The organism is Enterococcus sp. PF1-24, from assembly GCF_029893325.1.
Taxonomy (GTDB): domain Bacteria; phylum Bacillota; class Bacilli; order Lactobacillales; family Enterococcaceae; genus HY326.
This window is the reverse complement of sequence record NZ_JARXWL010000028.1, coordinates 13,949-36,602: the sequence shown is the minus strand read 5'-3', so window position 1 is coordinate 36,602 and position 22,654 is coordinate 13,949. Positions and strand designations below refer to the sequence as shown.

22 protein-coding genes and 1 pseudogene are annotated in these 22,654 nt (G+C 34.0%); 8 read left to right on the top strand and 15 right to left on the bottom strand.

What is annotated here, in order from left to right; translation table 11 throughout:
* Nucleotides 1-125: 125 nt before the first annotated feature.
* The 3 genes from M2139_RS11600 to M2139_RS11590 all read right to left on the bottom strand — a co-directional run bounded on the left by M2139_RS11600 (nt 126) and on the right by M2139_RS11590 (nt 1,656).
* Nucleotides 126-698, bottom strand: a complete 573-nt coding sequence (locus M2139_RS11600) for a GNAT family N-acetyltransferase (RefSeq protein ID WP_280738992.1) — start codon at nt 696-698, stop codon at nt 126-128.
* A 7-nt stretch (nt 699-705) separates the two neighbouring features.
* Entirely contained in the window at nt 706-909 is a 204-nt protein-coding gene (locus M2139_RS11595; RefSeq protein ID WP_280738993.1) for a hypothetical protein, read from the bottom strand.
* Nucleotides 910-1,080: 171 nt separating this feature from the next.
* Nucleotides 1,081-1,656, bottom strand: a complete 576-nt coding sequence (locus M2139_RS11590) for a TetR/AcrR family transcriptional regulator (RefSeq protein WP_280738994.1) — start codon at nt 1,654-1,656, stop codon at nt 1,081-1,083.
* A gap of 246 nt (nt 1,657-1,902) precedes the next feature.
* Here M2139_RS11590 and M2139_RS11585 point away from each other — a divergent pair, with 246 nt between their 5' ends.
* The 4 genes and pseudogenes from M2139_RS11585 (at nt 1,903) to M2139_RS11570 (ending at nt 5,147) form a co-directional block, all read left to right on the top strand.
* The gene (locus M2139_RS11585) at nt 1,903-3,141 is read left to right on the top strand and encodes an aminopeptidase (protein ID WP_280738995.1); all 1,239 of its coding nucleotides are present in this window, start codon (nt 1,903-1,905) and stop codon (nt 3,139-3,141) included.
* Nucleotides 3,142-3,328: 187 nt separating this feature from the next.
* Complete coding sequence (locus M2139_RS11580) at nt 3,329-3,808, top strand: MGMT family protein (RefSeq protein ID WP_280738996.1); 480 nt, start codon at nt 3,329-3,331, stop codon at nt 3,806-3,808.
* 58 nt (nt 3,809-3,866) lie between these two features.
* Nucleotides 3,867-4,280, top strand: coding sequence for a MarR family transcriptional regulator (locus M2139_RS11575; RefSeq protein ID WP_280738997.1), 414 nt, complete (start codon nt 3,867-3,869; stop codon nt 4,278-4,280).
* Between the two features lie 2 nt (nt 4,281-4,282).
* Nucleotides 4,283-5,147: pseudogene (locus M2139_RS11570) on the top strand (NmrA family NAD(P)-binding protein).
* A gap of 286 nt (nt 5,148-5,433) precedes the next feature.
* Here the strand turns inward: M2139_RS11570 and gtfA are convergent.
* From gtfA to M2139_RS11525, 9 genes are all read right to left on the bottom strand, one after another.
* The gene (gene gtfA, locus M2139_RS11565; protein WP_280738998.1) at nt 5,434-6,876 is read right to left on the bottom strand and encodes a sucrose phosphorylase; all 1,443 of its coding nucleotides are present in this window, start codon (nt 6,874-6,876) and stop codon (nt 5,434-5,436) included.
* On the bottom strand, nt 6,866-7,897 hold the full coding sequence (locus M2139_RS11560) for a LacI family DNA-binding transcriptional regulator (RefSeq protein WP_280738999.1): 1,032 nt from the start codon (nt 7,895-7,897) through the stop codon (nt 6,866-6,868). Before M2139_RS11560 ends, gtfA begins: the two co-directional genes overlap by 11 nt.
* 37 nt (nt 7,898-7,934) lie before the next feature.
* Nucleotides 7,935-10,070, bottom strand: a complete 2,136-nt coding sequence (locus tag M2139_RS11555) for a glycosyl hydrolase family 65 protein (RefSeq protein ID WP_280739000.1) — start codon at nt 10,068-10,070, stop codon at nt 7,935-7,937.
* Nucleotides 10,057-10,893: a carbohydrate ABC transporter permease gene (locus M2139_RS11550; protein ID WP_280739001.1), complete on the bottom strand. Its 837-nt coding sequence runs from the start codon at nt 10,891-10,893 to the stop codon at nt 10,057-10,059. The genes M2139_RS11555 and M2139_RS11550 overlap by 14 nt, the downstream gene beginning before the upstream one ends.
* A 9-nt stretch (nt 10,894-10,902) precedes the next feature.
* Nucleotides 10,903-11,811, bottom strand: coding sequence for a sugar ABC transporter permease (locus M2139_RS11545; RefSeq protein ID WP_280739002.1), 909 nt, complete (start codon nt 11,809-11,811; stop codon nt 10,903-10,905).
* Between the two features lie 118 nt (nt 11,812-11,929).
* Complete coding sequence (locus M2139_RS11540; protein ID WP_280739003.1) at nt 11,930-13,204, bottom strand: extracellular solute-binding protein; 1,275 nt, start codon at nt 13,202-13,204, stop codon at nt 11,930-11,932.
* A 12-nt stretch (nt 13,205-13,216) separates the two neighbouring features.
* On the bottom strand, nt 13,217-15,544 hold the full coding sequence (locus M2139_RS11535; protein ID WP_280739004.1) for a glycosyl hydrolase family 65 protein: 2,328 nt from the start codon (nt 15,542-15,544) through the stop codon (nt 13,217-13,219).
* A 41-nt stretch (nt 15,545-15,585) separates the two neighbouring features.
* Nucleotides 15,586-15,882 carry a hypothetical protein gene (locus tag M2139_RS11530; protein ID WP_280739005.1) on the bottom strand — a complete coding sequence of 99 codons (297 nt, stop codon included), beginning with the start codon at nt 15,880-15,882 and terminating at the stop codon, nt 15,586-15,588.
* On the bottom strand, nt 15,860-16,294 hold the full coding sequence (locus tag M2139_RS11525; protein WP_280739006.1) for an RDD family protein: 435 nt from the start codon (nt 16,292-16,294) through the stop codon (nt 15,860-15,862). The genes M2139_RS11530 and M2139_RS11525 overlap by 23 nt, the downstream gene beginning before the upstream one ends.
* A 154-nt stretch (nt 16,295-16,448) precedes the next feature.
* On the opposite strand from M2139_RS11525, the gene pgmB reads away from it, so the two are divergent.
* Nucleotides 16,449-17,114 carry a beta-phosphoglucomutase gene (gene pgmB, locus M2139_RS11520; protein ID WP_280739007.1) on the top strand — a complete coding sequence of 222 codons (666 nt, stop codon included), beginning with the start codon at nt 16,449-16,451 and terminating at the stop codon, nt 17,112-17,114.
* A gap of 260 nt (nt 17,115-17,374) precedes the next feature.
* Here the strand turns inward: pgmB and M2139_RS11515 are convergent, their stop codons facing one another.
* A complete protein-coding gene (locus tag M2139_RS11515) occupies nt 17,375-18,043 on the bottom strand; it encodes an aquaporin (protein WP_348522608.1) in 669 nt (222 codons plus the stop codon).
* Between the two features lie 149 nt (nt 18,044-18,192).
* On the opposite strand from M2139_RS11515, the gene M2139_RS11510 reads away from it, so the two are divergent.
* Together M2139_RS11510 and M2139_RS11505 are read left to right on the top strand one after the other, a co-directional pair.
* Nucleotides 18,193-18,873: a flavodoxin family protein gene (locus tag M2139_RS11510; protein WP_280739008.1), complete on the top strand. Its 681-nt coding sequence runs from the start codon at nt 18,193-18,195 to the stop codon at nt 18,871-18,873.
* Between the two features lie 15 nt (nt 18,874-18,888).
* Nucleotides 18,889-19,362 (top strand): MerR family transcriptional regulator, encoded by a 474-nt coding sequence (locus tag M2139_RS11505; protein WP_280739009.1) that lies wholly within the window; start codon nt 18,889-18,891, stop codon nt 19,360-19,362.
* Nucleotides 19,363-19,498: 136 nt separating this feature from the next.
* Here the strand turns inward: M2139_RS11505 and M2139_RS11500 are convergent, their stop codons facing one another.
* Together M2139_RS11500 and M2139_RS11495 are read right to left on the bottom strand one after the other, a co-directional pair.
* Nucleotides 19,499-20,071, bottom strand: a complete 573-nt coding sequence (locus M2139_RS11500; RefSeq protein WP_280739010.1) for a GNAT family N-acetyltransferase — start codon at nt 20,069-20,071, stop codon at nt 19,499-19,501.
* 32 nt (nt 20,072-20,103) lie between these two features.
* Entirely contained in the window at nt 20,104-20,610 is a 507-nt protein-coding gene (locus M2139_RS11495) for a flavodoxin domain-containing protein (protein ID WP_280739011.1), read from the bottom strand.
* 186 nt (nt 20,611-20,796) lie between these two features.
* Between M2139_RS11495 and M2139_RS11490 the strand changes: the two genes are divergently transcribed.
* Nucleotides 20,797-22,650: a serine hydrolase domain-containing protein gene (locus M2139_RS11490; protein WP_280739012.1), complete on the top strand. Its 1,854-nt coding sequence runs from the start codon at nt 20,797-20,799 to the stop codon at nt 22,648-22,650.
* Nucleotides 22,651-22,654: the final 4 nt, after the last annotated feature.

Below are 22,654 nucleotides of genomic sequence, written 5' to 3'. Positions count from 1 at the left end.
AGCACAGAAAGCTGCATAATAGTTAATTTGAAAACAACAAAAAACGGAGTAGATTTCTCTACTCCGAAAAAGTCTAACTTTTTGGGGTCACTACATACTCCTCTTAAAAATAAGCTAGCTGTTTTTTAATTATTAGCTATATTTTTTTGCATATGGTCATACCAATGACTGGCAATTTTAATTTCTCCGACTACTTCAAAACCTAGTCGTTGATATAATTTTTTAGCTTTCGGATTTCCTTGGTCAACATTCAAGCCTAACAATGGTTTTTCTGCTTTGATTGCTAACTGATTAACCGCTGTTAGCAACTCAGACCCAATACCCTGCCCCTGATAATCTTGGTGAACAGCTAAAGTATCTAAATACCATTCATTAGGAAAAGTTTCCGGTTCCGTATATAAATTATCACTAGCAGGTAATTGTTTTGCTTGCAAAACTTCTGCAAATGGCAAATCAATCATGGCTTCCACTTCATGTTGATAACCAAAAGCAATCCCTACAACTTGCTGGTCGACTTCCTTAACAATCCCTCTTTGATAATGGTAGCGAAAATCAGGGTGTTCCATTGCAGAAAATAACATTTGCCTAGTCATTTTTTCTCCATACTTTTGTAAAAATGGTAAATCCATATCATAAAAAATCGTCATTAATAATTGTATCACGCTTGCTTCGTCTTCCTTTTTAGCAAAACGAATCATAAATATCCTAACCCTTCAATTTAATTTTTTTGTCGCTATCTTCCAGTTTTTGTGAAACGAAATAGCCGTTGTAAATTTTTTTACTAGCTATAAAGCGACAATAAGGACACTCAATTGGCTGTAACTGGCGCGTATGTTCAACGATATTCGTAACTTCATAGTAGGTGAAGCGTTGTTGGCAATGCGGACAAACTATTTTTTCCAATTTCATCAGCTCCTATTTCATTTTTTAGTACAAAACACAATAAACGGTTTCCTTTTTTAGCATACTTGTTTTTTCACAAAAATCCAAGTAAGATAACTCGACGAAAATCTTTTTTAACAAAAACTCACTAGCTGATAAATCAGAATTTTTATCAGCTAATGAGTTCTATTTATTATTTTAGGTTTCTTTAAAAATAACTTTCGTGCCTCTGTCAATCACACTAGCTACCGTTTCATCAATCAAAGCTGTAATTTCTTCATCACTGACATTAATAATCCCTGAAGACATTAACGTTGCCACGCCGGTTGCCACAATCCAGCAGCCCATATGCAAACTGTCTATTTGCTCAACCGTTAAATCTTTGAAATAGGCGTCTTTTTGAACGACATTCCGAAAATAATCTTCAGAAAAACGACTCATACGGTTGTCTTCACCAGATTCTTCAAAATACAAAGCCCGATATAATTGCTTATGTTCTTTCGCAAAATGAATATAGCTTAAAACTAAATCAAGTACAGGTTTCCCCGTATATTCTTGTGTAAAATATTTATTAGCTAATTGGTCGTATAATTTATCTAATAGAACGTCTTTTAATTCTTGCATATTTTCAAATTCTAAATAGATTGGTTGTGTGGAACATTTCATTTTATGGGCTATATTGCGGGCTGTAAATTTGGAAAAGCCCTCAGTAGCAACAATTTCATAAGCAGCTTTCAATATTTGTTCTCTTGTTATTGTTTTTCTTCTTGCCATTTCTGTTCGCTCCTTCTTTACTTTCCATATACCGCTTCCAAAACAACTCTTGTTATTATTTTACCACGTTTTTTTTAAAGTGCAAATGTATTGTCATATCAATATTTCCAATTTATTTTTTTGTCATTTTATCAAGGGAAAAACACTAAATATGAAATAAAATATGCTAAATTATTTTATTTGTATTCTTTTCTAGGCAGTGTTATCATATTCTTGATTTGATGTTTATCAAGAGGAGGATTTTTTATGTCAACCATAGAATTTGAAAAAAATTTAGAAAAATATGCCCAGCTGATTGCTGAAGTTGGTGTTAATGTGCAAAAAGGTCATACTGTTGTTATTCAAGTAAGTATCGACCAAGCACCCCTTGCTCGTTTAGTAACAGCTCACGCTTATAAATTAGGCGCAGCTGAAGTTATTTTACAATGGACAGATGATTTCATTCAAAAAGAATTTTTAACCCATGCTGACAGCGATCGTCTTGAAAATGTGCCGCAATATCGAATTGATCAAACAGATGACTGGGTATCCAAAGGTGCAAGTCGTATCAGCATTGTTTCTGCTAATCCAGATGCACTAGCTGGCGTTGATACTGACCGAGTAGCTACTTATCAAAGCGCTACGGGCAAAGCTTTAATGAATCTGCGAGAAGCAACCCAAGCCAATCGCGTAAGCTGGACTGTTGTAGCAGCTGCTGGTAAAGAATGGGCGGCAAAAGTTTTCCCTGATTTAGCAACTTCTGATGAACAAGTAGCAGCATTATGGAAGGAAATTTTTAAAACAACTCGAATTGACAAAGAAGATCCCGTTTTAGCATGGAAAAATCATGATGAAACCTTAGCTAACAAAGCGGCTGAGTTAAATAAAGAACAATTCACTGCTTTACACTACACTGCCCCAGGTACTGATTTAACAATTGGCTTACCTAAAAATCACTTGTGGGAAGGCGCTGGTAGCTTTAACGCTCGTGGAGAAAAATTCATGGCTAATATGCCAACGGAAGAAGTCTTCACTGCTCCTGATGCCAATCATGTTGATGGTTATATTTGCAGCACTAAACCATTAAGCTATGCTGGCACAACTATTACTAGTATGAAATTTACTTTTAAAGATGGTAAAGTTGTTGATTTTTCAGCCGAAGAAGGTCAAGATGTTTTAGCGAAGTTATTGGCGACTGATGAAGGTGCTAAACATTTAGGGGAAGTTGCCTTAGTCCCTGATCCATCACCAATTTCACAATCAGGTATCATTTTCTATAATACTTTATTTGATGAAAATGCTTCTAATCACTTAGCGCTAGGTTCAGCTTATGCCTTTAACTTACAAGGCGGTACTGAAATGAGCCAAGAAGAATTAAAAGCAGCTGGTTTAAATCGTAGTCAAACTCACGTTGACTTCATGGTAGGTTCAGCAGCAATGAATATCGACGGTATCAAAGCCGACGGTAGCCGTGTCCCTATTTTCCGTAACGGCGACTGGGCATAAAAAAACGAAAAAACTTATTTTTCACTCAAGTAAAGTGCCAAAATAATTATAGGAGTAACTGCTGACTTCAATCGCAATTACTCTTTTTTTAGATAAATAATTAAAAATATAAAACAGTCTCATTGCATCTTAAAATATTCCTTGATAAGCTTAACTCACAATACTTAATGAGAAAGGATAAACAATAATGGCTAATGAAGAGAAAAAAGATTTTAATGCGATGTTACATGACGCAAAAGATATGCCCAAAATTAAAATACTCACTGATCAGCAAAGCATCGAAAAATACGGTGGCTCAAAAATGTATTTTGCTCCACCTTTAGCTTATGATGAAATAATGAAACAAATCCCTTATGGAAAAATAATTACTGTTGGTTCAATTCGTGACTATTTAGCAAAGAGAAATCACGCTGATTTTGCCGAACCAATTACTGCAGGTATTTTTGTTTCAATTGCTGCTTGGGCAAGTCATCAACGAAATACTGATAAAACGCCTTATTGGCGAACTTTAAAAGCCAACGGAGAATTAAATCCTAAGTATCCAGGTGGTATTGAAAAGCAAAAAGATTTACTCAGTGCTGAAGGGCATCAGATTATTCAAAAAGGCCACAAAAATATCCGTTATTACGTTGCAGAATTTGAGAAAGTTCAATTCTCACTAATTTAATAATTTTATTTGACATCTCCTTGTTTAGTCAGTACACTGACTAACAGGAGGTGTTTTTTTGAATACTGCATTTTTATTGTTAAATACGGCTAAAAATTTGAAATATGGCTTAAATCGCACCTTAGAGACCTACAACATTACTGCTCAACAGTGGGCAGTGATTCAACGACTAAGCCAAGTAGCTAATGAAAATATCACTGCGCAGCAACTGAGCCAGGATTTGGAGATGGATAAACAAACTATTTCAGAAATTGTGAAACGCCTTGAAAGTAAACAACTGCTAATCAGAGAAAAAAATCCTAACGATCGGCGGGCGTATCAACTTAAACTCTCCAAGATAGGAATACAAGCTTTGACTCAGTATCAAGAAGTTAGCCAAACTGTGTTAGAGGCTTTCTTATCCCCCTTAACAGCAGCTGAACAAGCACAACTACAAAAACTATTATTTAAATTACAAGCAAGCGATGTTTAATCATGGAACATATTTTAGTTTTAGGCGCTACCGGTAATATCGGTTTGTCGCTGATTCAAACATTATCACAAGATCCAACAATCAAAATTACCGCCGGCGTTCGTCAAACAACAACTGCTAAAGAAATTTTTGCAGATTACGCTAATGTGGAAGTTAAAAAATTTGATTTTCTTGACCCAACAACTTTTGAAAACTGTTTAACTGATATTACAAAAGTTTTCTTTATTCGTCCCCCCACAATTGGCTCAGCCTAAAAAAGATATGTGGCCTTTTTTACTTAATTTAAAAGAAAAAAACATTCAGCAAGTTGTTTTCGTTTCTTTAATTGGTGTGGAAAAAAATCCCATGACTCCACATCACAAAATTGAAAAAATGATTAAAGAATTAGCGTTGCCTTATACTTTTATTCGGCCAAGTTTCTTTATGCAAAATTTAAATACCACTCACCAAAAAGATATTCAAGAAGATCATGATTTATTTATTCCTGCTGGCCATGCTAAAACAAGCTTTATTGATACGCGAGATATTGGTGAAGTTGCAGCAATTTGTTTAACTTCAAAAGAATATCTTAATAGGGAAATAGAAATCACTGGCCCTAAAGCTTTAACTTATGATGAAGTCGCTGAAATTATGACGAAAGAATTACAAGTTCCGATTACTTACTCCAAACCTAGTTTATTAGCTTTTAGAAAAGCAATGTTAGCTCGTAAAATTCCTAAAGACTATGTTAATGTGATGGTTATGCTTTACTTTATCACTCGCCTAGGCAATGCAAAAAAAGTCACCAATACTTTAGCAGAAATCTTAAAGCACCCTGCCACTGATTTTAAAACTTATGTTAAAGATTATCGAGAAGATTTTTTATAAAATAATTTAGCCAGAGAAACTTATTCTAAAAAGAAAAAGTTTTTCTGGCTTAATGGTATTTAGTCTAGGCTTATTAAGCTTGAGTCTTTACGTTTATTTTCTTTATCTATTATTTGGCTGACACTCTCCTTTTTAAGTTTACTACTTTTCTATTTACAGAAAAGCTGGCTTTATTCAGGGCTCTGCTTAATGACTGGCTTACTAGTGATTGGAAAGATTGTGCAAAAAAGAAATTAGGATTTCAGCTCAAAAACTGAACTTCCTAATTTCTTTTTCTAAAACAATTTTATAAATTAATTACTTGTCCATTTTCACAAATTGTAAAAGTTTTTTCCTTAAAATCACACCGTAACTCACTAGACTCAGTATTTTCTCTATTTCTTCGAATAATAACCAAGGTCGTTTCTGTTGGTGTAGAAATTCTAATTTCACCATCTAAATCAAAACTAGCACTTTGATTACGGAATTTTAATAATGCAAATAATTTTTGCACAACAGGTCGTTGAGTCTCGCCAGCAATTTCTGCTAAAGAATAATAGTGACGATTAATATTCCGACCTTCTTTAGTTTTTTCCAACAATTCTAAATCATTCTCTCCTGCTAGCAACCCCACATAATAAACTTGAGGGATACCTGGTGCAAAACACTGCACTGCTCTTGCTAAAAGATAGCTGTTATCATCATTTCCTAAAGCACTATAGTAAGTTGAATTAATTTGATAAATATCCAAATTGTTATATTTTTCAGAAGAATATACTTTTTTGACATTAGCGCCAACTTTGTATAGTTCTTCAGAAGTGTATAATAACTCTTCATCACTTAATAAATCTTTGGCATCCACTACGCCAATACCATCATGAGTGTCTAACGTAGTAAATTGTTTCATAGGTGATTGTTCCAACCAATCTGCTAACTGTTGCGTTTTTCCGCTATACAAGGAATACAGCATCAGCATTGGTAAAGCAAAATCATACACAAAATAATCATGAGCAGCAATTTTCATTTGAATTGTATAGTGTTCATGAATTTCTGGTAATAATGCAACTTGATTTTCTGCTGCTTCATCGCGAATTTCTGCTAAGAGTTGCCAAATCTCCGGTTCAACAAAGAAATCGTTCGTATCTAGCTTTTTAACAGCATAAGCAAAAGCATCTAAACGAATCCATGAGCACCCATGACTTGCCATATCTTTCAAAGTTTCACGAATAAACTTTTTAGTAATCTCTTGTGTTACATCTAAATCAATTTGTTCTTCACCAAAGGTGTTCCAAACTTCAGCTTTAATTCCATCAGCAAAGTTCACCTTTTGAAAAGGTGCTTTATCTTTTCTTTTATAAATTAAATCAATATCCGCTTGATTAGGTCTACCTTCCGGAAAAAACTCATCAACTTGAATAAACATTTCTTTATAAGCAGATTGATTATGATTTTTTACATAATCTTGAAAAAAGACTGATTCTCGCGAAATATGATTGATCATAAAATCAAACATTAAATAGTATTTTTCCCCTAAAGCTTCTATATCTTGCCAATCGCCAAATGCTTGATCAACTACTGTATAATCACTAGGAGCAAAGCCACGATCACCTGTTGACGGAAAAAAAGGTAGCAAATGAATGCCACCTATTACATTTTCTAAATACATTGAAAGAACTTGATGAAGTTCTTGTAAATCTTTACCTAAACTATCAGCGTAAGTAATCAACATTACTTGATTTTTAATCTGCATTTTTTATCCCTTCTTTAACACTTTCTCGATATTTAATTTCATGAGGGATTATTCTGAAATTTTCTGTATCCTTCATTTCCTTATTGATAATATCCGTTAAAAGAGCCGCTGCTTCATAACCAATTTTTTGCATATCTTGTGCTACAGAAGTTAAAGTTGGCGTAACATAGGAAGCTAAAACAATGTCATCAAAACCAATAATGGAGATATCTCCTGGTACATTTTTCCCCATATCTTTAATTGCGCGCATAGCACCAATCGCCATAATATCACTAGCACAAAACAATGCTGTAATATCACTATGATTGTTCAATAAATTTTTAGTGATAAAATAAGCAATATCTTCTTCGTAATTGGCATATTGAATATACTCTTCATTTACTACGATGTGATGTCTTTCTAACGCTTTACGATAGCCAGCTTCCCGAAAAATACTGACATTTGCATTACGACTCCCATTAATCATCCCAATTTTATGATGATTATTTCTAATTAAATAATCAACAGCTTCATAAGCGGCTGCTTCATTATCAATCGCAACAGTACCAACCTTAGGATTATCCACCACGATATCAATTAGAACTGTAGGTAAATTAGTTTCGCGAATTTCTTGATAGTAAGGATCTGTCATTTTCAGCCCTTGAATCACCACACCAGAAATGTTATGTTCATAACAAAATTGGCGAAAGGTTTTATCTTTCTGTTTTTCCGTACTTGTTCCATAAAAAACAAACTCATAATCTGATTGTTCAGTAAATTCATGTACCCCATCAAGAACTTCTAGGGGCATTGTCGATTTACGATTGAAGTTTAGTTCATTTAAAATTAACGCAATCGTTTGTTGCTTTTTAGAAGATAAAGTACGTGCTGCCATATTAGGTGCATAGTCTAGTTGCTTTGCCACTTCTAAAATACGCTCTTTTGTTTCATGATTTACATCACTATAACCATTGAAAACTTTAGAAACTGTCGCTATTGAAACACCAGCAACTTTGGCAACCTCACGAATTGTTGCACGCATTTTCTCACTTCCCTTTTTAGTTAGCTAAAAGATTACTCTATCTATCTTTTTTAATCCATAACTCTTGATTGTTTTTCTCGATAATTAACGATGAATTTTCAGGTAAAATACACTCGATACTTTCAGGTGTAAGTTTAATTTGTAAAAGACTGCCTTGATATTGTAAATTAAATGATAAGTCAGTAATTGCTTCTGGTAAATGATTAGTCAAATGTATCCCTTGATTAAATTGTAAGCCAGCAAACCCATAAACTAAACTCAACCAGCTGCCACCCATGTTAGCAGCATGCACTCCATCCACTACATTTCCTTGTAAATCTGTTAAATCCATCAAAGCTGTATCCATAAAATAATTGTACGCTTTTTCTCGTTTATTCAAACGACTAGCCATCACACTAAAAATTGAACGAGATAATGAAGAATCATGGGTGGTTACTTTTTCATAATAATCATAATCTCTTAATAATTGTGCTTGAGAAAAATCTTTAGTAAACAGCATTTCAGCTAAAATTGTATCCGCCTGTTTACAAACTTGATATTTATAAATAATCATTGGATGGTAATGTAGCAACAGTGGAAACTTATCCTTTGGCGTTGCCTGAATATCCCAAATTTCTTGATCCAAGAAACCATCATCTTGCGGTGTAATCAATTGTTCTTCAGAATGTGGAAAATACATTTTTTCAGCAGCTTGTTGCCACTCAGTTCTCTCTGTCTCATAAAGATTATACCGCATTGCTAATTCACTAGCATAGAATAAATTATTTTGAACCATTTTGTTGGTATAAAAATTATTATTGACTAAAGCACTATATTCGTCTGGTCCTGTAACACCATTAATACAAAATCTTACTTCTTGATCTTTTTCACAAAAATAGCCAAAGCTCATCCAAAATTTAGCTGTTTCAAAAATGACTTCTTTACCAAAATTATCAATAAAAGTTTCATCACCAGTCACATTTTCATAAAGTTGAAAAGCATAAGCAATGTCCGCATTAATATGAACTTGAGCTGTTCCAGCTGGATAATAGGCACTTGTTTCTTGTCCATCAATTGTACGCCAAGCAAACAAAGCTCCTTTTTGATCTAACTCAGCTGCTCGTGCTTTAGCTTTTTCTAAAACATGATAACGATAAGTTAATAATGCTTTGGCAACTTCTGGATTTGTATAGATAAAGAACGGCAACATATACATTTCTGTATCCCAGAAATAATGTCCTTCGTAACCTTCACCAGTTAAAGCTTTGGCTGCAAAATTAGTTTTTCCATCGCGCCCTGCGCCTTGATTTAAATGGAAAAGATTAAAACGAATGCCTTTTTGTAATTTTGAATTACCACTAATTACAATATCACTCTTTTTCCAAAACTCTTGATAAGCAAGCTGTTGTTCAGCCAGCAATTCATCATAGTCTCCAAAAGAATCTGTGAAGATTTGAGCTGGTAAATTGTTTTTTTCATAAAAAGAGCTGATTTGAAAAATACTGGTTACTGAATTTTCAACTGAAAGTATTTGCTTGTCACTATTTGATAAGCGTACCGCTACCTCTTGCTTACTATTTTCCGTTTGAAAATAGCAAGTATTTTCTTTTTGAATCATTGTTAATTCATTTTGATGACTAGCTACTCGCGGATCATCGGTAATACTTTTTTTAGTTTGTTGTCTTAGTTGCGGTTGAATAAATACTGGCTCAGAAAAATTACAGTTTTGAATAGCATATTTACAGACAAATAATTCTTGGCGTTTTAACGAAGCAAAAGAAGTTAAGAGTAACTCAAAACTTTTCCCTTCTGGCGTAGTAATTTGATAAGTTTCCGCTAAAACTCCAGTAGCCATATCCAACTGAAGATTGGCTAACTTGACGTGCCATTCAATTTTTGAAGAATCTTCTTCCCCAATTTGAAGCATAATTCCTCGTAAATTAGGCAAATTACAAATTGTTTGATGCTCTTTGGCATAACCGTAAGCCCACTCACCATATTGAATAGGTCGACTGTCAAAAAAGCCATTAACAAAACCACCTGGATTACCACTATATAGTTCGTTAACTTTTAAGGGATTACTAGCTCTTACACCAAAATGTCCATTACCTAAAGCAAATATCGTTTCTAAATACTCTGTATCATGATTAACTAAATCAGTTTCTTCAATTAAAAAATCATTATTTTTCGCCATCCATCCGAACTCCTTGTAAGAAATACTTATTAAAAATTAGATAAATGATTACAATTGGTACAATCGTAATCACACTGGCTGCCATTGTTTGATCCCAACGTACGCCTCCGTTACGACTTTGGAAAGTTTGCAACCCTAAAGTTAAAGTATACTTGCTTGGCGTCGTTAAATAAAGCATTGGTTTCATAAATTCATTCCAAAAGCCCATAAAAACAAAAACTGCTTGTGTCGCAATTGAAGGTTTTGCTAAAGGCATAACAATTCGGAAAAAAGTTTGAAAACGACCTAACCCGTCAATTGAAGCTGCTTCTTCAACATCTTTAGGAAATGATAAGAAAAACTGTCGCATCATAAAGATATTTCCGATATTAACTGCTGCTGGTAAAATTAAAGAAGAAAAACTATCTAACATCCCTAAATTCATTAAAATTAAATAGTTAGGAATTAATAATACTTGAGCAGGTACCATCATCAATGCTAAAAATCCATAATAGATTCTCTCACGACCTGGAAAATTCAATCGTGCCAGTGCATAGCCTGCCATTGTATTAAGGAAAATATTAATTACTGTTCCTATTACTGAAATGATTACTGAATTGAGAAACCAACGAGTAAACAATGAAGATCTTCCTAAAACATATTCAAAGTTCCCTAAAGTAAATGTTTTTGGAATCAATCCCATATCTCCAGAAACAATTTCCGCATAGGGTTTAAAAGAAGCTGCTATCGCCCAAATAAACGGGTAGAAAGTTAAGCCTGCATAAATAATTAAAATAGCATATAAAATCCCTTTAAGTATTTGTTCTCGCTTTTTCCCTTTCATTCTTCATCCCTACCTTTCACTATTCAATTTCTCAGCTAATCTTGAAGCAACAAAAATGATGATTGATAATACAATTGCTAAAGCTGCTGCATAACCCATCGTATTCATTTGGCCAAAAGCATATTGATAAATCATCAATGAAATAGTTAAAGTGGAATTATTGGGCCCACCCGATCCATTAGAGAAAATATAAGCTTGGTCAAACATTTGAAAAGTACCAATAATTCCGGTTAATAATACATAGGTCGTAATTGGTCTTAAATAAGGAATTGTAATATAGCGAAGCTTATCCATTGCAGTTGCACCATCAATTGAAGCAGCTTCATATAGTGAATCAGGTAAGTCAACTAAAGATGCCAAATAAATTGTCATATAATATGGCACTGTTGACCAGATATTCATTACCATAATTACTTTTAAAGCATAGGCTGGTTCTTGTAAAAAATTAATTGGTGCGCTGTACAAACCAATGCTCATAAAGAAATCATTAACAGGTCCATAAACATTAAAAATAAACATGAAAATAATTGTTAAAGCCGAACTTGAAGTTAATGTTGGTAGAAAATAAATAAGGCGAAACAGTTTTTTCCCCTTAATACCTTTACTACTTAAAATATAAGCGATAACTAGTGCAAATAAAGTTTGTAGCGGTACTACTACAAAGGCAAAAGATGCGGTATTTTTTAATGCCGTCATAGCCTTTTTATCTTGAAAAATTCGTAAATAGTTGTCCAAACCTTTAAACGTATAGTTCCCTGTAAAAAGATTTACGTCATTAAAAGACAAATAGATAGCAAATAAAACAGCCAATACAAAGAAAATTCCAACTACTATTATTGCAGGCGCTAAAAATATCCAAGCTTGTCTAATTTCTTCTTTTTGAGCTTTAGTCCGTCTTGACTTTTTAGAAATTTCCATTATGTTACTCCTTTCTCGGCTTAAATCTTAACCATTTAAGAATAAAGCTGGGATACATCGTAAGTTTTCCAAAAGATTTAGAAAATTAATACCCCAGCCTTTTCTTAAAAGTTTTTATTTAGTTAGCTGTGATATCAGCGTTTGCTTGTTCATCAGCTTCTTGCATTGCTTCTTCAAAAGTTTCACTACCATCTAAAGCTTTAGGTAAGAAGTTTTGATAAGCTTTGTTTACTGTATCTAATGTTGTACCATCTTGCCAAATTGTTGCATAATCCCAAGCTTCTAAATGAATTAATAAATCTGGATTTGCTGTTAAATCAGCAGTCTCAGCAACGTCTTCACGACTTGGTAGTGTTCCTGTACCAACAACCCAACCTTCCATACCTTCAGCGCCAGTTGCATATTGAATCCATTTATCTGCTAAAGCAGATTGTTTAGTAGCAGCATATTTACCCCAACCAACTGAAAACATCATTGAACCTTCTGCGTCTTTATAAGTTGGCATTTTTTTAACTGTAAATGGAATATCTGGAAATTCAGTTTTCAATGTTTGATATACCCAGTTACCTTCATCCATAATTGCGATTTTACCTGAACCAAAAGCCTCTCCATTCCAACCAGTACCAATATCTTTTGGTGTCACAGCTGCTCCCGTATCGACTAAATCTTTCAAAATAGATAGATTTTCTACAACTTTTTTATCCGCTAAGTTTGCTGTACCATCTTCATTTAAAGGCAAGCCACCATCACGAGTAGCTAAATAATAATTCCGAGCCATATCTTGGTTGTAGCTCATAGCAAAAACTTTCCCTTTGCCGTAAGCTGCGTCAATTTTTTCTTGAAATTCAGGCAACCATTCAACATATTCTTCATAAGATTCTGGAATTTCATCAACTGAAACTCCAGCTTTTTCAAAAATTTCAGTATTTAAGTATAATGCTAAAGTCGACATATCTTTAGGAATAGCTTCTAGTTTTCCTTCAGTTGAGAAAGCATCAGTCAAGCTACTATAGAATTTATCACTTTCAAACTTATCAGCATCTAATTCTGCTAAAGTTTGGTTTTCAGAAAACCATGGGTACATATAAGCATCAACATAAAATACATCTGGCGCTGTTTTACCAGCCATATCTGCTTGAATTTGAGTATTGTAGTCGGTATAAACTTTCTTCTCAATTTTCGCACCAGTTTCATCTTCAAAAGCTTTAATCATATCATCCAATGATTTTTCTTCAGCTTCATTTCCGCCCCAAACACCAAGTGTCAATGTATCACCAGCAAAATCAGTCTTATCCTCACCTGAACTACTTGCTCCTTTATCACCACTACAAGCAGTTAGCAATGCTGCTGACAAAGTAAGCCCTACGCCAATAACTTTTTTCCATGTTTTCATAATAAATTCCTCCTAAAATATAATTGTTTCTTCTGTCGAAACAGAATAATTATTGCCAAAAGCTTCAAAAGAAACTTCTTGTACCCCTAAATTACGCACGCTGAATTGCTCTTTAGTGACTTGAATTTCTAAGGGATTTCCTTGCCAAACAATCCCAAATGATAATTTGCTCCACGCTTCTGGTAAATGTGGTTCAATTCTTAATTTCCCATTTAAGCATCGCACGCCACCATAACCTAAAACAGTCATCTGCCAAATACCACCGATTGAAGCTGCGTGAATTCCTTCATTAGAGGAAGTCATATTTTCGCCCATATCAATATTCATCGCTTGATTAAATAAATCATAAGATAAATCTAATTTCCCTAAATCTGCTGCTAAAATAGCATGAGTCGATAATGAAAGTGAAGAATCGTGCAATGTTTTAGGTTCATAATAATTCCAATTGATTAATTTTTCCTTTTTAGGAAATAGATTTTCAAATAAGAAGAGTAAAAGTAAAACATCCGCTTGTTTTGTTACTTGCATATCATTCACTTGTTCTAAATTGTAATCGTGGAACAAGGTGCCTACATGTGGACTATTTTTATATTCTGTTAAATCAATGATTTTTTTAGATAAATATTTATCATCTTGTGGTAAGACACCCTCTTGGTTTGGTTGTGGTAAGTAGATTTTATCTACCTTATCTTGCCACTCAGCATAAACTCGCTCTAAAGCCAATTTTTGATTTAATTTTTCAAAAAGTTCAGGCTCTTCTTGTTGCAGTCTTTCGTATAAGTTTATCGCCAAAGTGATATTCCAATGGGCCGTATAATTAGTAAAGGAATTATTATCAACGTGCTCTTTATATTCATCGGGTCCAACAACCTCTAAAATTTCATAACGTTGTTTGTCCTCTTGCCACTCTAAACGGCTTGCCCAAAACTTAGCTGTATCTAAAATAACCTCGTAGCCTTTTTCTTTGGCAAATTCCTGATCACCAGTTACATCTAAATATTGTTTAATCCCAAAAGCTACATCACTAGTAATATGTTGTTCAATGAAACCTGACCAAATTTTTGTCGGTTTGCCAGTGATAATATCCGCTGCTCCCCAGACTGGCGTAGTTTCCCCGTCATCTGGCCAAGCCGCTTCCCAAGGGAATTGCGCACCTTCATAACCATTAATTTGAGCTTTTTTATGAGCGCCTTCTAAACCTAAATAGCGGTATGTAACTAAGCTCTTAGCGATCTCTGGATGAGTAAAAGTAAAGTAAGGCAACATAAAGATTTCTGTATCCCAAAAAGTATGGCCTTTATAGCCTTCGCCAGATAATCCTTTTGCTGCAATGTTCATGCGTTCATCATGAGCAGGCGTCATAATATGCAGATGATATTTAGCAAAATTAAGCGCCAACTGATCTTTAAATTTTTTTGATTCAATACTGATTGGTAAAACCGACCAAACTTTTTTATCCCAAGCTGCTTTAGAAGCTTCAAAAAGTTTTTGATAACCGGTTTCAGTCGCCTCTTTCAACTCTGTTAAAGCAATCTCTTTGACTTCTTCCAAAGTTTTACTGGCTGTTTCTTTATCAATACTTGTATGAATAGAAGAAATTTTTTCAATCGTAACTGTTTGATTTTCTGCTAAATCTAGCCAATAACGGTTATAGATTTTTCTGCGTCCCATCTCAATCCGTTTTTTTGTTTCTTCATAGATATCTCTTTCTTTAGCAATTTTATGAACAGTTGAAAGCACAAAGAAAATATTTGACTGACTAGTATAAGGCATCATCTGCATATATTTTCCTTCAGCTAAAGCTTTGTCCCCTTCTGTAAAATGCTGAGAACCGCTATTGCTCACTTGCCCATCAATTCCAGAAACGATTTCAAGTTCAATATTTGCCCCTAAATTTTTAATTTCAATTTGTTGACCAAGTAAATGTTTTTGTTCAAAAGAAACAAAGCGCTTAAAAGTGAAAGCCGCTTTGATTTCTTGATATTCCCAAACAAAAGAACGTAAAAGTTCGCCAGTTTTCAAATCTAAATTTCGTTGATAGTTAGTAACTATTCCTTTAGTTAAATCAAGACGTTGCTGGTTTAGTCTAATTTCCATGCCAATCATATCAGGAACATTAGGTAGCTCGGTTACTTCATTGGCATCAAACTTATTGAAAGTTCCCGCTACAAAGGTATCTCTTTTTTCACCAACATAAGATTCTTCAGTCGCTGAGCGAATCCCCATATAGCCATTTCCTAAATACATTGCCGCTTCGGCTTTTCCTAGCCAATCTGTTTCAAAATGATCCTCTCCTAATAACCAAGGATTATTTTCAAAATACTTCATTCCAGTTCTCATAATTCCCTCCAACAGAAAACGTTTTAGATTTTAAATAAAAATTATTGCTGATAAAAATAATGATTTGAGCGAAAGAAAGCTAAAATTCCACCCATTAGATATAGTCCTAAGACAATTATTACCGAAAGTTTCAAAATAAAAATTCCCAAAAGCAAATGAAAAATTCCGTAACAAGCATAGCTAATTATCAATTGCTTGGGATTGTATTGATTTTTCAACAGTTTAGATAGTGCAAAACTAACCACAACTGTTATTACAAATAGTAATAACAAATTACTTGTATCGATGGTTAACACTGCACTTTCTTCCAATACTTTATCTAAGGAGTCTGTCTCCATAAGAATCCCTACTTTCTAAGTTTTGGCGTTCTTTTTCTAAAAGAACATCACTTCCACCAATCCAATCGTGTAATCCTTTCTTTTTAAAAATAAATACTAACAAACTGATGATCAAGAAAATAAAACCTACATTTGGTAAGAAGTATAATAATTTAGTAACTTCACGAACGCCTAAGTGTAATGCGCCACCTTCTTCAGTATAAACAAAAAGCTTACTAAAATATTTCCCAATTGTTCTACCTTCAAAAGTAGTAATCGCAATAATATTATACGTAGCAAATAGCAGTTGCGGTAATAAATTATATAAAAGTCCCTCAACGCCTAAAACCGTTAATACCATTTGAGCTAGTACAAAAATTAGCAAATAATCAATCACACCTGCTAAAAACCGTAATATACATTTACCTAGCATTTATTCACCTTCTCTCGAAAACCTTTTCGTTATAAAAGGATAATAACAGATATTATTTTACATTTCAAGCGGTTACAAGCAAAAATTTGCATTTATTTTTAAAATAGTTTATACTTTGTAACCGAATTACAGAAAACGTTTTAGGAAGCTCTTTATGTTAAAAGATGTTATCTTTGACTTAGATGGTGTAATTACTGATACTGCCATCTTCCACTTTATTGCTTGGAAAAAACTAGGAGAAAAATTAGGTATTGTTATCTCAGAGGAGTTCAACGAAAATCTGAAAGGTGTTGATCGAACTGAATCTTTACGCAGAATTCTCGCTTTAGGAAATCAGGAAAATCATTATTCTGAAGCAGAAAAAGCAGAATTTGCTAACGAAAAAAATAATTTCTATGTAAGCCTAATTGAAAAAGTTACTCCCGCAGATACTTTACCTGGTATCGCAACACTGTTAGCAGAATTGAGAGCCAACCAAATAAAGATAGGTTTAGCCTCAGCTAGTAAAAATGCACCCCAAATTTTAAAAAATCTAGGTTTAACCTCACAATTTGATACAATTGTTGATCCTGCTACACTTGAACAGGGAAAACCCCATCCAGAAATTTTTAGTAAAGCTTGTAATCAATTAGATGTTTTACCCTCAGAAGCTGTTGGTGTCGAGGATGCTTATTCAGGTATTCAATCAATTAACGATGCTCACTTACTCTCAATTGGTATCGGCGATCCTGCTACACTTAACGCAGCTGACGCCGTTCTTGCTGACACATCATTATTAACTTACGAAAAAATCATTGAAATTTGGCAAGAAAAACACTAAGTAAATGTTGAATATCGGATTAGTTTATTGCTAAATAAACTAATCTATTTTCTGTTTAAATGAAAGTTTTTAATACCATCATCTTTAGCCCCACACTCTATATACGAAAGTTTCTCCACCAAATGTCACCTATTTTTTCAAAAAAATATTTTCAATTTTAGCTAGCAATAGTTAGAATTATTGAAAAAACCATCAGATTACGCTTTTATAAAGGCGTAATCTGATGGTTTTGTTGATATGCTAGCATTGCTTATTAAGTTTTAAGCTTCTTCTGTTGCTAATAAATATTTAGCGACTAAAGCTGCTAAAATTCCGCCGACAATCGGCGCTAAAATAAAGATCCAGACTGTTGATAATGCTTCGCCACCGACAAAAATAGCCGGTGCTAAACTACGCGCTGGGTTGACAGAAGTTCCTGTTAACGGAATTCCTACTAAATGAACCATAGTTAAAGTTAAACCAATAACTAGACCAGCCAAATTAGCATTGCCTTTTTTACTGCTTGTTACCGTCATAATTACTAATACAAAAATAAATGTTAAGATAAGTTCAACGATAAAGGCACCAGCGACACCTAAATCCCCCACACTATTTTGACCTAAGTTACTTGTTGAAAGCCCTGCAAAATTCAAAATTGTTAAAATTGAAAAGCTTGCAGCAATCGCGCCAAGAACTTGGCCAACTAAATAATAAACTAATTCAGTGAAGTTTATGCGTTTATTCACAAACATACTGATAGAAACAGCCGGATTCAAATGGGCACCAGAAACCGTTCCAATACTATAAGCTGCCGCCACAATCGTTAACCCAAAAGCTAATGCGATTCCCGCAATGCCGACACCTTCCATGCCATTTCCAAAAACAGCAGTTCCTGTTCCGAAAAAGACTAAAATAAATGTTCCAATAAATTCTGCAATTCCTTTTTTGATAATAATTCTCCTCTCTCATTTACTAGCATACTTTTAAAATGATAACTCATTTTATGTTATTTGAAAATTATTATGCTTAGTGATTTTCTTACTTGACCTAAAGTGCACTTGATAGCTTACACTCAAAGAAAAAGAAATGAGGAAAAATAATGGCAAAAATAATTATCCTTAATGGTAGTCCCCGAAAAAAAGGTGCTACTGCAAAAATATTACGCCAACTCGCTGAAGAATTATCACTTTTAGGCAATGAAATTGACTATTATGAAATTAACGAACTGACATTTAAAGCCTGTACTGGCTGTTGCTACTGTTATCGTAAAGGTCCTTGCTTTATCAGAGATGACGCCGAAGCTTTTTCTTTAACGATAGAAGCTGCAGAAGGCATCATCATTGGTTCACCCACTTACTCCAGTAATATTTCCGGTCAGTTAAAAACTCTCTTAGACCGCTCCCATTTAATTACGGAACAACTCCTTTATGAAAAATATGCCATTAGTGTCGTCACTGGCAAAAATTATGGTAATAGAACGGCTAGCAAAGCATTAAATCAACTACTACAATATGCGGGAGCTCAACTAAGTGGTAAAATTATCTGTACCACTCCTTTTAACCATTCTCCTTTAAAACAGCCCAAGTTAAAAAATAAAATTTCAAAATTAGCGAAAAAATTCGATTATGATATAAAACAACAACGAAAATTTCTTTTTCAAACTATTTTTCATGCGATTATTTTCAAATTTGGCATTAAACCCTTTGTTTTGAAAAAAAGTGAACACAATCAAGGTATCATTAACCGCTGGCAAAAGAACCCCAAGCTTTTGAAAAAATAGAAAAGGAGCTCTAAAATGTATTATAATCCTCATGAAGTTGCTGAAATGTTAAATACAACGATTCCCACGCTGCACTATTATGAAAAAGCGGACTTACTCCCTACCATTCAGCGTAATAGTAGTGGCGCACGAATTTATTCCAGTCAGAATATTGAATGGCTACAAATGATTATTTTAATGCGCGCAGCCGAAATTCCTATTAAAGAAATTCGTAATTATAGTCAACTTTTAAAAATCGGTCCAACAACATCTTCAGAGCGCTATCAACTGATTAAAATGTATAAAAAAACCGTAGAAACTCGCATTGCAAACATGCTCAATTCCTTAAAATGGCTAGAGGCTAAAACTAACTTCTATCAAGAAATGCTAGCAGAAAAGATTAACTACACAAGCTTCACTGAAGAATCGCAAGCTTTTAAAGAAAGTCTCCAGCTAACAGGTGATTTTCTTACTGACAGAAAAATATTAACTGAGCAACTGTTGAAATAGCAAAAAGTCCCTCCGAAACACTTATTCTCCTCATTATAAACGCGGACACAGTGTTCGCGTCAAACTTTTTTATAGCTTTAGCAAATAAAAAAGTGAGTAAAATATTTTTAAACATATCCTACTCACTTCTATCTATTTATGCATTTATTTTATTGACTTCCCACTCGCTTCTTAGCATTGAATAATATAAACGGCTAACGTATTGTTCCTCCATATAAAAATAATCGCGTAATTTTCCTTCATAAGTAAAACCACATTTTTCAATCACAGCTTTGGAAGGCAGATTATTTTCTTTATGACAAACTTGCATTTTATGAAGGTTAATCTCCTTAAAGGCATAGTCAATTATGGCTTGCACCGCTTCACTACAATAGCCTTTTCTTTGAAATTGCCCACCCACACAATATTCAATTTCACAAAAATGATTTTTATCATCTACTAGAAAAATAGCAATTTGACCGATACAAAGATTTGCTTCTTTTTCAATGATTGCCCAACGATAATAAGCCTCATTTTGATAAGCAGCAATATATTTAGTTAATAATTCCTTAACTGCCTCTGTCGTTTGATAACAAGGTTCGGAATACATGGATTGAATTTTCGGATCAGCTACCCAATACTTCAACATATCCTCGCTATCACTGTACTCAAAGCGCCTTAAAATTAATCTTTTGGTTGTTATTGTTTTTGTGCCAACATGTGTTAACATATTCTCTCCACCTTCCAAAAATATCAGTTTTATTATAATTGAATTTCAGTTAAATTAGCCAAATCAAAATAATCCACACTACCTTCAGCAACAACTTTTCTAATCGCTAAAACCATTTCAGAAACTTCCTCAGATTGCGTTTTATTAGTTTTGCTTAACATTTTTAATAACATTTTTTCAGCAATATTTAATTGCGCTTGCGTTAAAGCCCCGCGTAGATGAAAAGTCATGGCTTCAGGAAACTCTGTTAAAATCCCCTTTTGAATTGCTGCCAATAAATCATAATCTTTTTTTGAAGTTAAACCCACTGAAATCACCACAATTGGCAGTTTCTTATTCAGCTTCTTTTTCAAAGCAGCTAAGCCAGTAACTTTGCCAGCATAAACGGAACCAAAGTAGATAATTCTGTCAGCAGCTACTAATTGTTCCGTGGAAACTTTTCGATAATCAGCGATAGGATAATGATGTTCCTTTACAAATGTTTGCGCGTAAATTTTGGTACTGCCTCGTTTAGAAGCATAAATCACTAAATTTTCCAATTCTATCCCTCATTTCTACAACCAATAGGAATTAGTTATTATCGATTGTAACAAACCAGAGTTTAACTATCAAAGCTTTCCTTGAAAAAATAGCCTATTTAATATTCAGTTAATGTTCAGCAACTATTAACGAAAGGAAATCCCCGTATACTTTCCTTAAACAATTATCAAAACACGGAGGATTTTATGAAAAAATTAGCGATTATCACCATTATTGGTTTATCTTTATTAGGAAATGTCGCTCCAGTTTTTGCAGAAGAACAGCCAACTTCTGTTATAGACAACACTTTAGCAACTAAGATAGATGCTTATATTGAAGAAAGAAAGGATTACACTGCTTCTGTTTCGGTAGCCGTCGTCAATGGTCAAGAAACAACTATTGAAAAATATTATGGCTATGAAAATATCGAAAATGCTAAATCCGCTTCAGAAAATACCGTCTACGAATGGGGCTCTGCTAGCAAACTATTAATTTGGACTAGTATCATGCAATTAAAAGAAGCTGGTAAACTTGATTTAAATGAAGATATCAAAACTTATCTACCAGAAAATTTTTTAACTAAACTTAAATATGCTGATAAAATTACTTTAACTCATTTAATGAATCACACCGCAGGCTTTCAAGAATTGGTTTACGGTGCAGCTGAAACCACTAATAAAACAGAAATTCTCAGCTTAGAAGCAGCTCTAAAAATTACCCAACCAGCCCAGATTTATCAACCTGATAAAGTTTGTTCCTATTCAAATTGGGGCGCAGCGCTAGCAGCTTACATTGTTGAACAGGTCAGTGGCAAAGAATTTTATCAATATGTTAATGAAAATATTTTTAAACCTTTAAATATGCAACAAACTTCTGTCAAAACCGATCGTTCCGATAACCCTTGGGTTGAAAAACAGCGAGAAAATTTGAAAGCTTATTCTATTTATGAAGGTGGCTATGAAAAATTAGGCACTGGTTTAATCTATATTCAGCTTTATCCCGCTGGCGCTGCTGCAGGAACTTTAACTGATTTCACCCGTTTTTTAAAAGCCTTGCTTCCTGATGAAAACCAGCAATCCCCACTTTTTGAAAAAGCAGAAACGTTAACAGAATTTCACACAGCCAGTTTGAATTTTACTGATTCTGATATTCCCCGCATTCATCATGGAATGTGGTCTTTACCTTATGGCAATGGCGTTATCGGTCATTCTGGCAACACCCAAGCCTGTACTTCTAGCCTCTTTTTTGATCCAACAACCAAAGTTGGTATGGTAGTGATGACCAATGAAATTTATGAAACTAGTTATAATTACGGCCTCTTAGAAGTGATTTTTGGTGAATATTCAAAAAAAGCCACTAATGATTTGCGGCCTACTGATGTCAGCGGCATTTACACTTCTCCTCGTATAAATATTGCTCACGGGGTTTATAAAATTAATAAATTTTTGAGTTTTTCATGGTGGAATCAAACCAGTCCTACCACATATGAATTTGCCGGCATGTTAAAAAGAACCCAAATTGCTGATAATTTATTTTTAACCGATGATGGCAACGGAACTAAATATTTAAGTGCGATCAAACTACTCCCTAATGGCAAAACAGCAATTGAATCTTATACTCAAGATGATCAAAAAATCAGCACCTTTTCCTTTGTCGCTCACACTATTTTATTACTAATTTTCTTGCTAGCGATTATTTATCACTTACTCAGTTTAATTATTAAAGGACTTAAATGGCTTTACCTTACTTTACGTAAAAAGACGGTACAAAAAAATGAATTACGCAGACTTTACTTAATTACTAGTTTTGCGGTACTTGTGATTGCCGCACTTGTTTATTCAATCATTTTAATACCTGGCGACATTTATTATGTTCAGACCGCTATTAAATGTAGTATCATAATCTTAGCAACACTCACGCTACTGATAACAAGCTACTTACGACTGAAAAAAGCCAAAAACCTACCATTAAAACTTTCCGGAAAAGTTTGGCTGATTTTAAATCTATTTGTCATCGCCAATGTACTTTATTGGGAATGGTTCAATTTTTGGAGTTTTTAGTCAA